A 12,462-nucleotide genomic window follows, 5' to 3' on the forward strand; every position below is an offset into this window, starting at 1 on the left:
CAAAAACAGTCATGGAAGAAAAACTTCGGCATAGCTGAAGTTTAGATCAAACTTATACATTCATCGGTTAAAAGAACATGAATATTGCCATTATTGGGGCGGGTGTAAGTGGTTTACTCAGCGCATTGGAATTGGTTGAACGTGGTTGTACGGTGACGATTTTCGACCAACAACGCACAGGTTCTGCTGCATCATGGGCCGGTGGTGGCATCCTCTCCCCGATGTATCCTTGGCGATATCCCAATGAAGTCAATGCGCTCGCACGTTATGGCAAGCAGAGCTACCAAAAATGGAATGAAAAATTAAAACCTATGACTGGGATTGATTTTGAAATTCATGAAACTGGCATGTTGATTTTTGATGAAGATGATTTTGAAATCGGCTTAGATTATGCCTGTTTGCACCAAGATCCCATGCAACAGGCGGAATATTTACAATCCGAGCAAATTGAGCAGATTAATCCTCACATTTCAGCACGCTTTGCACATGGCATTTATTTTTCGCAATTAGCCAACATCCGTAATCCGCGACTTTTGCAGTCATTAACAGCTTATTTACAGCAGCATCCTAAAGTTCAGATTTATGAACATTGCCTGATCCACCAATTAAACCGTTCGGACAATCGTATCCAGTCCATCACCACCGCAGATGGCAAACAACATACAGCAGATCAATTCGTTATTGCCACAGGCGCTTGGTCAGCCGCGTGGAGTGAACAACTGGGCATTGAGATACCCGTACAACCTGTGCAGGGACAAATGCTTCTCTTTAAAACCCCGCAAAATTGGTTGCCGACCATGTGCATGAATAAAGTCATGTACTTGATTCCACGCCAAGACGGTCATGTGGTTTGCGGCTCAAGTATGCGCCAATGTGGCTTTGATACTCAGACCACAGATGCAACCTTGCAGCATATTCAAGAATCATGCTTTGACATGGTGCCAGAGCTTGCCAACTTTCCGATTGTGAAGTCTTGGGCTGGCCTGCGTCCATCTTCCCCTGAAGGGATTCCGTATATTGGGCAGATGCCAAATTACGACAATCTATGGGTAAATTTTGGGCATTTTAGAAATGGTTTATGCATGGGACCAGCTTCAGCTCAGTTATTGGCTGAACTTATGACTGGGGAAACGCCTTCATTCAATGCAGACCACTATAGTCCGAGTCGCCTTTTTCAAGATGCATTGTTAAGCGTCGAATAATGGTCAATCCGTCAAATTCAACTAAGCCAATAAATCCTGCAAGGCTTCTTTTAACGTCGGAAATTTAAACTCAAAGCCTTGCTGTAATAATGCGGCTGGCTGAACCAATTGACCATTTAAAATTAATTGCGATTGCTCACCCAATAAAATTTTAAAGATAGTTGCAGGCACATTGAGCCACGGCTTTTTGGCTAATTGACGTGCTGCAATCTGCGCAAACTGAGCCTGCGTCGTTTTTTCCGGCGCAACCAAATTGAAAATATGCGGATCGATTGGCGTGGGTTCAAGCAATGCATGTTTTTTCTCTGCTTGTTTCATTAAAAACAGCATACTTCGGATCACATCTTGTATATGTATCCACACAAAAGGCTGCCGACCGGAACCTATTTTGTTGACCAAATTGAGCTGAATCGGTCGCAGCATTTGCGGTAAGATTCCGCCACCTTCAGCCAAGACCACACCTAGTCGTGTGATAATGGTATTTTGTTCAGGAAATTGGCGTGTGACTTGCTCCCAACTTTGGCATAGCTCTGACATAAAAATGGCTTGTGGTGCAGCATTTTCATCGCACACTTTTGTCCATTGTTCTTCAATATCAATACCATAATAGCCAACAGCCGAACCTGAAATAATGCATTTCGGAAAAATTTTACGTTTACGTAAATATTGATACAGCGCTTCTGTGGTTTTGACCCGACTTTCTAATAATTGCTGTTTACGCGTCTCTGTCCAGCGACCTTTGCCGATACTTTCACCTGCAAGATTAATCACATAATCAATTCTGTCATGAGGAATTTGATCGAGCTGCTGTACCCAAGTTAAATGTGGTGATTTAGAAATACGCCCAGCCTTACGACTGAGCCCAATCACTTTATAATCCGCAGCTAAAAGTGCCTTGATGAGATGTGTGCCAATAAAACCGCTGCCACCCGTCAGCAGTACTGTGGGCTGATGCATAATTTGTTCTTATCTATATGAAATAATACTGTTATCTATAGAACAAGATCACCAGATGATCAAGCTTTATGCGCCAAACTTTTGAGAAGCCATCCGCTGTGCTTGCGGACCATAAAACCAATAGGTGATTAAATACAAAGGGATAGCCATCAGTAATAACATGATCACCATTAAACTCATAAACTGAGGATGTTGAACATAGAGCATTAAATTTTGCCAAATTTCAGGATCTTTTCTTGAAAAAATTGCGATACCCAAAAGTACAAAACCAAAATTATATAACCAAAAAATCAGGCTAAAACCTAGGGTAAATTTTTTACGTTCTGCCTGTGTCGGTGCTCTCTGATTTTTATTTAAAAACCGAAATAACACCACGATCATGGCAATCAGATAGGGTACGACCGTTAAAATACCACCCACACCCTGTGGCAATAATGCTGCGATCACACCGCAAATACAGGTCATGATTAAACAAATGAAAAAAAACAAGAAAAAATAACGTGTTAAAGACACCATGACCCTAACCCAAGAAGAAGTTGACACCTAGTATAAAAAAAAATGCATTTTTTTTCATTTTCATGTCAACCAATCTGTAATCAGCTACGTTATATAGGGTACAAGGTCTGTAGCAACCGATGATTTGGACGGCATCCACAATGTTTCGGTGACCTTTTTAAAAGCAATAAGTTTCATTTTGAATTTAAGTATGAACAGCAGCCATCACTTAAATTTGAAATCGATTTTTTGACCGACGATTTCATCATCACTCGAATCGTCGGTCTTTTATTTTGTGCCTTATGTATTCAGCATTTAATTTTTATATTCTACACCAAAAAAAATCAGCCGATAAAATATCGACTGACTAAAAACTTGCTGCAACTTTAAAATAAGTCACAACAGCAAAGCCATGTTATGCAGCACAATAGCGATTACGCCCCTGTCTTTTCGCTACATAAAGGTTTTTATCGACCTGATCCAAAAATTGCATTCGATTATCTAGATCTGATGGAATAATGGTTTTTACCCCCATGCTGAGTGTGACGAGTTCAGACACCGCTGAAGCTTTATGCGGTAATCGTGCAGCACGCACGGCCTCCATAATTCTATCGGCCATCACTGCTGCTGCTGCCTCATTGGTTTCTGGTAAAATCCAAGCAAATTCCTCACCACCAAAACGCGCGACTAAATCACGAGGTCGTGTACAACAAGATTCCAAACTTTTCGCAATTTGACGCAGACATGTATCCCCAATCACATGACCATTCAAGTCGTTGTATTGTTTAAAATAATCCAAATCGATCAGAATTAAACTCAGTGGCTTTTGTGTGCGTATCGCGTTCAACCATTCGCGTTGATAAAAGTCATCAAACAAACGTCGATTGGCAATACCGGTTAAGCCATCTTTATATGAATATTCTTCGAGCTGACGTTGCAATTTTTGTAACTGTTCTTCTTGTTTTTTACGTTCGGAAATATCAAACATAAATCCTACGAGGCAATCTACATCACCATTTGGTTTACGCACGACATGAACAACATCACGTATCCAAAGATATGAACCATCTTCTTTAAGTGCACGATAATCTGCTTCATGATCTATACCAGCCATCGACTGCGAAACACAATAATTCAGCACAAAATCACGGTCTTCCTCATGCATACGTGATGCCCAGTCCTGAACGGTGCGCCAAGTATTTTGCTTCCAACCGAGCAACTTTTCAATTTGCGGTCCAATATAGCTGAATGTTTTACTGTCCCAATCAATACACCAAGGAATGGCTAATGTAGACTCTAATAAAGTCTTATACACCATACTATTTGCAAGTTTTTCTTCATCAAAAGGATTATTTGGCATGTTGCATCTCCTGCTACCCCAAATGCAGGTAATACACCTGCTGTACAACAATTGATCTATATACAGGATTAGAACAACATTTTATATTCCTAGTTCTTGGTATTTTTTAGCCTAATTTCAAATCTCTGCTATTTGAAATGTGCAATCCATCAAACAAAGAGTAATAACAATGAACCAGCTCTGCTATTTTGAAATTCAAAGCTCCGATCCAAAGCGTGAAGTTGCCTTTTATTCTGCGGTTTTCGGTTGGTCATTTATCCCAGTTGAAGGGCTACCGATTCAATACTTCCGTATTGAAACTCAAGGCATTCATGGTGGCCTCTTAGAGCGCCCTGCTCAGACTCCACCAACGCACTGCGGCACCAATGCATTTACCTGTAGTTTTGAAGTTGAAGATTTCGACCATATCGCTGAGAAAATTTTGGCGCAGGGTGGTCAAATTGCCATGGAAAAATTTGCGATTCCTGGTCAATGTTGGCAAGGCTATTTCTTAGACCCAGACCACAATACCTTTGGCCTCGTACAAGTCGATTCAAATGCACAGTAACAGCTTAGATTGATGACCTTGTAACTGTCGAGAACGACTTAGTTTGACGTATGAATGATTAATCACCCTCGAAAATGTGAACATCTGTGATACTTTAGACCCCAATCAATTTTTTTGATTTTTGGGGGCTTGCATGACTGTTCGTTTTTTTCATACTTCTGATTGGCATTTAGGACAATTCTTCTATAACCACTCACGTGACTACGAACACGAACAGTTTCTTCATTGGTTACTCGAACAAATAGAACAAAAGCAGCCGCATGCCCTGCTGATAGCTGGCGATATTTTTGATGTCATCAACCCAGCTTCCAAAGCGCAAAAACAGCTCTATCAATTTTTAGCCGATGCGCATGTGCGTGCCCCGCACATGCAAACCCTGATGATCGCAGGCAATCATGACTCAGGTTACCGTATTGAACAAGTTGAGCCATTATTAGAAAAATACCATGCCAAAGCTGTTGGCGTGGTCCATAAAAATACTGAAGGTCAGCTCGATTTAGACCGATTACTCGTGCCTATTTATGATGAACACAAAAATATTGTGGCATGGTGTCTAACCTTACCTTTTTTACGGGCTGCCGAGATCACCGGATTCAATGATCAAACCACCAATAGCCAAAACGCTATTACCTATGTGCATCAGCAATTAATTGCGGAAGCCAAAGCACGTAAAACTTCAGATCAAGCCTTAATTTTAATGTCACATGCCCACATGCAAGGCGGTGAAACGTCGGACTCAGAGCGCCCGATTATTATTGGCAATGAAGAAGCGCTTTCGACTGCCCTATTTGATGATGTAATTGACTATGTCGCACTTGGGCATTTGCATAAACCGCAAAAAGTCGCACAGACCCATATCCGTTATAGCGGCTCACCGATTCCCCTGTCATTTAGTGAAATTAATTATAAGCACCAAGTGCTTGAGATCAGTATTGATCCAACTCAAACAGATGAATCACGCTTTCAAATGGGGTCCTTAGCAATTCCGCGCAGTGTGCAATTGCATCGCATCAAAGGCACAATTCCAGAAGTTTTGGCACAATTATCTGCTTTGGCGAGCGGTGAAATTGAAGATATTGATCAGCGTGAATATGTCGAAATTGAATACCATACCGACACCCCGCCTGCACCTAATTTAAGACAGCAGTTTGAAGAGGCTTTAGCGCCGAACCGTTATCGGTTGGTGCGCATCAGCCGCCGTTATTTAAACTCAGATCAAAATAATCAGCAACAAGCCGCAATCAACCTTGATCCACCTACGCCTGAAAAATTATTCCAAAACCTTTGGGAAAAACAAGGCTATGGTGCTGATGACACCGTAATGAAAGATTTTTTAAGTTTGGTCGATGAAGCACAAAAATCACTTGAAGATGATGTGAACGCTTAAGGAATTGCCATGAAAATTTTATCTATACGTATTAAAAACTTGGCATCTTTAGCGGGTGAACATTTTATTGATTTTGAATCTGAGCCTTTAGCCAGTGCAGGCTTAGTAGCAATTATTGGCAAAACTGGTGCAGGTAAATCAACCATTTTAGATGCCATGTGTTTGGCGCTGTTTAATCGTGTGCCACGTTTAAAAGACAGCGATGGTAAACTGATCGATATCGATGGTTCAGAGTTGCCAACCAACTCACCGCAAACCGTATTACGCCGTGGCACAGGTCAAGGCTTTGCCGAGCTCAGCTTTGTTGCCCAAGACCAAAAAGTCTATTCAGCGCGTTGGGAAATTAAACGTGCCCGTGAAAACCCAAATGGCAAATTGCAAAGCGTACAGCGTTCACTGAAATGCTTAACGGATGGCAGTGTCGTTGCAGATAAAACTAAAGCGGTTGAGAGCCAAATTTTACGCATTACTCAACTCAGTTTTGAGCAATTTACTCGTGCTGTTTTACTGGCTCAGTCAGAAGTGACCGCTTTTTTAAAAGCGCGTGATAATGAACGTGGCGAGCTATTGGAATATCTGACCAATTCCAGTATTTTCGGAAAAATTGGTCAATTGGCCTTTGAAAAAACTAAACAAATTGCCAATCAGCGTAAAGAGCTGGAAAATGTTTTAGGACATATTGAAATATTGTCTGATGAAGATCTAATAACAACCACGAATCAATTCAATACGGTTTCTACAGAATATAAAAAGCTGGAAATAGAAAAATCAGCGTTCGAAAAAAATCAACAGTGGTATGAACAAAAGCAAAAATACGAAACTGATGTGCAAGCACGTCAGCAACAACTACAAAATCAGCAACAACAACTTGATGCACTTGCGCCTGAAAAGCTACAACTGCAACAACTTGAACGCTTTTCATCTATACGCCCAAGTGTAATTCAACAAAAAAATATCAAGCTTGAAATTGCACAATTACAGCCGCAATTGACACATGCACAACAGCATTTTTCAGAGATTGAACAACAATTCAATGCTGAAAAAACCATCTTTGAAAAAATAGATACAGAACAAAAACAACAGCATCAATTTGAGATTCAACATCAAGACAAAATTAAACTGGTGCGTGACCGGATTGCTGAACGTCTTGTATTGGTAGATCAATTACGCAAAGCGCAAGGTGATTTTAAAGAGATTGAAAACCAACTTGTTCCGCATATCAACAATGAAAAACAGATGAAGGAACAGCTTGAGCAACTGCAAACCAATATTGCTCAACACACGGCACAGCTAGAAAGTTCAAATCACTTTGCCTCACTCGATGATGCACTTTCAGCGCATATCACACAGACTCAACGATTTATTCAAAGTTATGCACAATTTGAAAAAAATTATGGCAATGTGCAACAAGCCAATACACAATTACAGACACAACAAAAACAACTTGAAAAATTAACGCAAACATTTGGGCAAGAAGATGCGCTCAATCAGAAAATTTCATCACTACGTTACGAACGTGACCAGCTTTTACAAAAATTAAATCAGCTCAATGTTGTTCAGCAACAATGGCAAAGCTTCCAAAATATTGATGCTGAAAACACCAATCTCATGACGGTGAAACGTACACTAGCTCAGCAAATTAAACAAAGTCATACGCAGCTAAAAACGGCCGAACTTACCTATCAAACGCAGAAAAATGAGCGTGAAAAACTGCAACACATGTTGCAACAACAGCGCTTACTGAATACGGAAAATATTGAAAAATTGCGTGCAGATTTGGTCGATGGCGAAGCGTGTTTAGTCTGTGGAAGTACCCATCATCCTTATTCAGAAAAAGAAGCTTTTTCTGATGAATTACTGAAACTACAAACGCAACAAGAACAACAAGCACTTGCATTGGAAAAAGTGGCTTTCGAAGCTTGGCAAAAATTACAAACCACCTCCACTCAGCAAACCGCGTTAATGGATGCCAATGCGCAACAGCTAGCGACCTTAAAAATACAACTTGATCAGGCAAAAAATGCGCTTCAACAACAATTAAATATTCTAAATATTTCTTTTGATTTTTCACATCAGCATGAAGCCTTGGCGCAACTGATTCAGACAAGAATCAATGAATCACAACAAGCGCAAAAACAAACTGAAGATGCCTTAATTTCACATGAAAATGCTCAAAAACAAAGTCATGCACTCATAACTTCAATTCAACAAACCACACAGCACTTATCCAGTGTGCAACAAGCTGAAATCAATATTCAGCATATTCTCATTGTGTTGAATGACGTAGAAAAAAAATTATGGGAACAGTCGACTTTAAGCGCGGCTGAACAGATTTATCACACACTACAACAACGTCAAAATTACTTAAAGCAACGCCACGAGTTAAATACTCAATATAATCAAACTTCACAACAGCTTGAGCACTATCAGCAACAAATTAAATTTAGTCAGGAAAAAATTCAAACGGCTCAAAATCTAATTGAAAATTTAACAATTGAGGGCAAAAAAAATAGTGATATTGCGATTCAAACTATTTTTGAGATGACCCAAACACAAGTTGAAAAACCACATGATTGGTTAAATGATTTTGACCAAAACAGACAACTGTTACAGACGAGATTCAATCAGGCTCGTCAAACATTCGATCAAGTACGTCAAGCCTTTGAAACCAGTCAAAGTCGCTTAAAAGAATACCTCACCCAGCAAACACAATTAGTCACTCAAATGAGGCATGTTGAAAATACGCTTCAACAATGGATGAGCCAAAATTCAGAATTTAGTGAAACGCTGTTAGCGCAACTTAGTGCAATTTCATATGAACAAGAACAGCAGCTTAAACAGCGTGTTTTAAATGCAGAACGTGCCTATTCAGATGCTCAAGCAGGTATTCAGGCTATTCAAGAAACGTTGAAACAGCATTTAAAAACACAGCCTGAAATACAAATTTTACAAATCGAGCGTGTCATTGCACTAAATCTTAAAGCCCTTGCAGAACAGCAAGAACTTAGAGATCAACTTAAAAGTAAGTTAGATGTTCATTTTTCTAACCTCAGCAAACAAAAACAATTTGCCGATCAGATTCAACAGATCCAATCTGAAGAACATCGTTGGAATAAAATTTCGAGCTTAATGGGCGATGCAACGGGCAAGAAGTTCCGTGATTTGGCGCAGCAATATAACCTTGATATTTTAATCGAGTATGCTAACCAGCAATTGGCGATACTTTCACAGCGCTATACCTTAAAGCGCCTTGAAAATTCCTTAAGTCTAGCCATTATCGATCATGACATGGATGGCGAAACTCGCTCTGTCTCTTCGCTTTCAGGTGGTGAGTCGTTCTTAACAGCACTCGCTTTATCCTTAGCCATTGCAAGCATGGCATCAGGAACAACGAAAATCGAAAGCCTATTTATTGACGAAGGATTTGGCACGCTAGATGCCTCAAGTCTACACATGGTCATGAATGCTCTAGATCAGTTGCAAAACCAAGGCCGTAAAGTAGTATTGATCTCGCATATTCAAGAAATGCACGAACGAATCCCTGTGCAAATTCAAGTCAATCCTGTCGGAGCAGGTGCAAGCACCATCCAAATCGTATCTTAAAAAAAGCCTGCTTAAAGCAGGCTTTATAATTTTTGATTCTCTAGATCATTACGTCCCGAGTGGACGTAGCGTTAAAATCTGTTCACTACGCCCAAATGGGCCATGGACATCATGCAATACAGAACTACTCAAACCAACACCATCCGCTCCATACTGCTGCACGGTTTCCAGACCTAACCACTGTCCCTGTGGTAAACGGTGCAAATGGATTTGTAGATCCAGATTTGGAAAGCCCCAGCCAAATGGCCAATCCTGACGCGGAACAATACCATTGGCGGTATCAACCATGCCCATTAAACGGACAAAATCAGCAGTCGGCTCACCTTCAACCATGTCATGCTGTGTTCTCAGCCACACAATGCCTTGACCTGCACGGCGCCCATGGCTTCTTGCTTCAATCGACTGAATATATCCCCCCGGCCACTGACGGATACCGTCCCAAATCGGCGCAGTTTCTGGCCCAGTCACATCAGCATCCTCCAAACCTTTCACGGACTGGCTATTTTGCGTCATCATGCGCCAAGTGCGTGCCACAATGCAGGTTTTGCCCTGAGCCCGCATTTCAGATTCAATCAGTTCAATGGTTTTTCCCGGACGAATCACTTGCGTGATTATTTCAAACTCGCCAGCAGGAATTAAGCCCAAAATATCGAGGCTAATGCGCCCGATACGCATATCATGACGTGGTGAAAAACGGTCTAATTCAGCACAAATAATGCCTGTAGCTGGTGCCATGTGTTGCTCATGTGCATTCCATGCACCTTGTGCTAAATTGGTCGAATGGTAATGTGCCGTGACACAGCCTTGCGCATCTACGTCGCGTTGAATCAACTGATAATATGCCGTCATGAACTTCCCTATTTGTCCAAGTGTGAATTACTTCAATATCAAAAACATCCTGATTATTTTGTACTCAACTTTAATGGAAAGTTCAAATTAAAAGGCTCACTTTGAACCCATAGGTTTCATCTATTGTGAAAATTTATCTGCTGTGCTTACACTTTATAAGCCTAGTTTTTGAAAGCAGGCTGAATCTTCTGTCCTATTTTGAATAATCACGTGCGCCAAACAATGCTGTCCCCACGCGAACCATCGTTGAACCCGCAGCAATCGCATCAGTCATATCGCCTGACATCCCCATACTTAATGTATCCCAATCTTCAGGTTTCGCATGCTGTGCTTTGACGTGTTCAAAGAGCATTTTGGCATCAGCAAACGCTTGCGGATTGTTTGGAGCAGGAATCACCATCAGTCCACGTAAGCGTAAATTCGGTAGTGCAGAAATCTGAGCGACCAAATCTGCAACTTCATTCGGCTGACAGCCATCCTTCGTATCTTGCGCATCAATATTGACTTGTAGGCAAATATTCAAAGGTGCTTGGCTTGCGTCTCGCTGACTCGATAAACGCTCCGCAATAATTAAACGGTCTACCCCATGCACCCACGCAAATTTTTCAGCCAAATGTTTGGTTTTATTGCGCTGCACATGGCCTATAAAATGCCACTCAATTTCTAAATCCGCCAAAGCCTCAATTTTTTCAAGTGCTTCTTGCAGATAGTTTTCACCAAATGATCGTTGCCCCGTTGCATACATTTCTCTTAGCATTTCAGCAGGATGCGTCTTAGATACAGCCAACAATTCAACCGACTGCTGTGGTCGACCCGCAAGTTGGCAAGCCTGCTCAATTTGCTGCAAGACTTGATTTCGTGCTTCTTGAAGTTTATTCATTGACGGGGTTCTCATTTCATTCATCTTTTTTTGCATTGCCCTGCAACTAAGTGTTGGTTAAGCTGTGGGAAAGCCTTATTATTCTATCAAAATAATTAAGATTTAATTTTTATCTCGGGGATTTTATGGACATTACAGAACTATTGGCCTTTGCTGCCAAAAATAACGCTTCGGATTTACATTTATCTTCTGGTATGCCACCAATGATTCGTGTGGATGGTGAAGTTCGTCGTATCAACCTTCCTGCTCTTGAACATAAAGAAGTGCACAAATTGGTTTACGACATCATGAACGATAAACAGCGTCGTGATTACGAAGAAAAATTAGAAACTGACTTTTCATTTGAAGTACCTGGTGTGGCTCGTTTCCGTGTGAACGCATTTAACCAAAACCGTGGTGCTGGTGCCGTATTCCGTACCATTCCTTCAAAAGTACTAACCATTGAAGATCTTGGCATGGGCCAAATCTTCAAAGATATTTGTGAATATCCACGTGGCATCGTACTGGTGACCGGTCCAACGGGTTCGGGTAAATCAACCACGCTTGCTGCGATGGTCGATTACATTAACGACAACCGATATGACCATATTCTAACGGTCGAAGACCCGATAGAATTTGTACACGAATCTAAAAAATGTTTGGTCAACCAACGTGAAGTACACCGTGATACCCACGGCTTTAACGAAGCACTTCGTTCCGCACTGCGTGAAGACCCGGATATTATCTTAGTCGGTGAGATGCGTGACCTTGAAACCATTCGTTTGGCACTGACAGCTGCTGAAACCGGTCACTTGGTCTTCGGTACTCTACATACCACCTCTGCGGCAAAAACCATTGACCGTGTGATTGACGTATTCCCTGCTGAAGAAAAAGATATGGTTCGTGCCATGTTATCCGAATCACTTCAAGCCGTAATTTCACAAACCCTACTCAAGAAAAATGGCGGTGGTCGTGTGGCTGCCCATGAAATTATGATTGGTATTCCTGCGATCCGTAACTTGATTCGTGAAAACAAAGTTGCGCAAATGTATTCAGCGATTCAAACGGGTGCCAACTACGGTATGACCACACTCGATCAAAGCCTAAAAAATCTTGTCGCAAAAGGCATTATTAGTACGCAGACTGCACGGACTGCAGCGAAGCAACCCGAATCTTTCTTGTAATTTTTTTATTTTTTTGGGG

The 12,462-nt window shown here is 41.2% G+C and carries 10 protein-coding genes; 5 read left to right on the plus strand and 5 right to left on the minus strand.

Features of this window, described 5'->3' with window-relative positions:
- Positions 1-77: 77 nt before the first annotated feature.
- Positions 78-1,202, plus strand: a complete 1,125-nt coding sequence (gene thiO / locus FTT88_RS08545; RefSeq protein WP_180173868.1) for a glycine oxidase ThiO — start codon at positions 78-80, stop codon at positions 1,200-1,202.
- A gap of 21 nt (positions 1,203-1,223) precedes the next feature.
- Here thiO and FTT88_RS08550 read toward each other — a convergent pair whose 3' ends face one another.
- The 3 genes from FTT88_RS08550 to FTT88_RS08560 all read right to left on the minus strand — a co-directional run bounded on the left by FTT88_RS08550 (position 1,224) and on the right by FTT88_RS08560 (position 4,014).
- Entirely contained in the window at positions 1,224-2,159 is a 936-nt protein-coding gene (locus tag FTT88_RS08550) for a TIGR01777 family oxidoreductase (RefSeq protein WP_180022278.1), read from the minus strand.
- Between the two features lie 66 nt (positions 2,160-2,225).
- Positions 2,226-2,675, minus strand: a complete 450-nt coding sequence (locus tag FTT88_RS08555) for an ABZJ_00895 family protein (protein ID WP_168379056.1) — start codon at positions 2,673-2,675, stop codon at positions 2,226-2,228.
- 394 nt (positions 2,676-3,069) lie between these two features.
- Positions 3,070-4,014, minus strand: coding sequence for a GGDEF domain-containing protein (locus tag FTT88_RS08560; RefSeq protein WP_180004261.1), 945 nt, complete (start codon positions 4,012-4,014; stop codon positions 3,070-3,072).
- Positions 4,015-4,183: 169 nt separating this feature from the next.
- Here FTT88_RS08560 and FTT88_RS08565 point away from each other — a divergent pair, with 169 nt between their 5' ends.
- The 3 genes from FTT88_RS08565 to FTT88_RS08575 all read left to right on the plus strand — a co-directional run bounded on the left by FTT88_RS08565 (position 4,184) and on the right by FTT88_RS08575 (position 9,551).
- Positions 4,184-4,561, plus strand: coding sequence for a VOC family protein (locus tag FTT88_RS08565; protein ID WP_180004259.1), 378 nt, complete (start codon positions 4,184-4,186; stop codon positions 4,559-4,561).
- A 133-nt stretch (positions 4,562-4,694) separates the two neighbouring features.
- The gene (locus FTT88_RS08570; RefSeq protein WP_168379059.1) at positions 4,695-5,948 is read left to right on the plus strand and encodes an exonuclease SbcCD subunit D C-terminal domain-containing protein; all 1,254 of its coding nucleotides are present in this window, start codon (positions 4,695-4,697) and stop codon (positions 5,946-5,948) included.
- 9 nt (positions 5,949-5,957) lie between these two features.
- A complete protein-coding gene (locus FTT88_RS08575) occupies positions 5,958-9,551 on the plus strand; it encodes an AAA family ATPase (protein ID WP_180004256.1) in 3,594 nt (1,197 codons plus the stop codon).
- Between the two features lie 48 nt (positions 9,552-9,599).
- Here the strand turns inward: FTT88_RS08575 and FTT88_RS08580 are convergent, their stop codons facing one another.
- Positions 9,600-10,400 (minus strand): thioesterase family protein, encoded by an 801-nt coding sequence (locus FTT88_RS08580; protein WP_078193098.1) that lies wholly within the window; start codon positions 10,398-10,400, stop codon positions 9,600-9,602.
- Between the two features lie 193 nt (positions 10,401-10,593).
- Positions 10,594-11,280 (minus strand): YggS family pyridoxal phosphate-dependent enzyme, encoded by a 687-nt coding sequence (locus FTT88_RS08585; RefSeq protein ID WP_180004254.1) that lies wholly within the window; start codon positions 11,278-11,280, stop codon positions 10,594-10,596.
- Positions 11,281-11,405: 125 nt separating this feature from the next.
- Here FTT88_RS08585 and FTT88_RS08590 point away from each other — a divergent pair, with 125 nt between their 5' ends.
- A complete protein-coding gene (locus FTT88_RS08590; RefSeq protein WP_078190026.1) occupies positions 11,406-12,443 on the plus strand; it encodes a type IV pilus twitching motility protein PilT in 1,038 nt (345 codons plus the stop codon).
- The last annotated feature ends 19 nt before the right edge of the window (positions 12,444-12,462 follow it).

The sequence above is a fragment of the Acinetobacter sp. YH01024 genome, assembly GCF_013420195.1.
GTDB classification, from domain to species: Bacteria; Pseudomonadota; Gammaproteobacteria; order Pseudomonadales; family Moraxellaceae; genus Acinetobacter; species Acinetobacter amyesii.

Excerpts from the sequence above, each read along its gene's own strand:
- FTT88_RS08575 (WP_180004256.1), top strand. The coding sequence starts at position 5,958 with ATGAAAATTTTATCTATACGTATTAAAAACTTGGCATCTTTAGCGGGT.
- FTT88_RS08590 (WP_078190026.1), top strand. The coding sequence starts at position 11,406 with ATGGACATTACAGAACTATTGGCCTTTGCTGCCAAAAATAACGCTTCG.
- FTT88_RS08565 (WP_180004259.1), top strand. The coding sequence starts at position 4,184 with ATGAACCAGCTCTGCTATTTTGAAATTCAAAGCTCCGATCCAAAGCGT.
- FTT88_RS08580 (WP_078193098.1), bottom strand. The coding sequence starts at position 10,400 with ATGACGGCATATTATCAGTTGATTCAACGCGACGTAGATGCGCAAGGC.
- FTT88_RS08555 (WP_168379056.1), bottom strand. The coding sequence starts at position 2,675 with ATGGTGTCTTTAACACGTTATTTTTTCTTGTTTTTTTTCATTTGTTTA.
- FTT88_RS08560 (WP_180004261.1), bottom strand. The coding sequence starts at position 4,014 with ATGCCAAATAATCCTTTTGATGAAGAAAAACTTGCAAATAGTATGGTG.
- thiO (WP_180173868.1), top strand. The coding sequence starts at position 78 with ATGAATATTGCCATTATTGGGGCGGGTGTAAGTGGTTTACTCAGCGCA.
- FTT88_RS08550 (WP_180022278.1), bottom strand. The coding sequence starts at position 2,159 with ATGCATCAGCCCACAGTACTGCTGACGGGTGGCAGCGGTTTTATTGGC.
- FTT88_RS08570 (WP_168379059.1), top strand. The coding sequence starts at position 4,695 with ATGACTGTTCGTTTTTTTCATACTTCTGATTGGCATTTAGGACAATTC.
- FTT88_RS08585 (WP_180004254.1), bottom strand. The coding sequence starts at position 11,280 with ATGAATAAACTTCAAGAAGCACGAAATCAAGTCTTGCAGCAAATTGAG.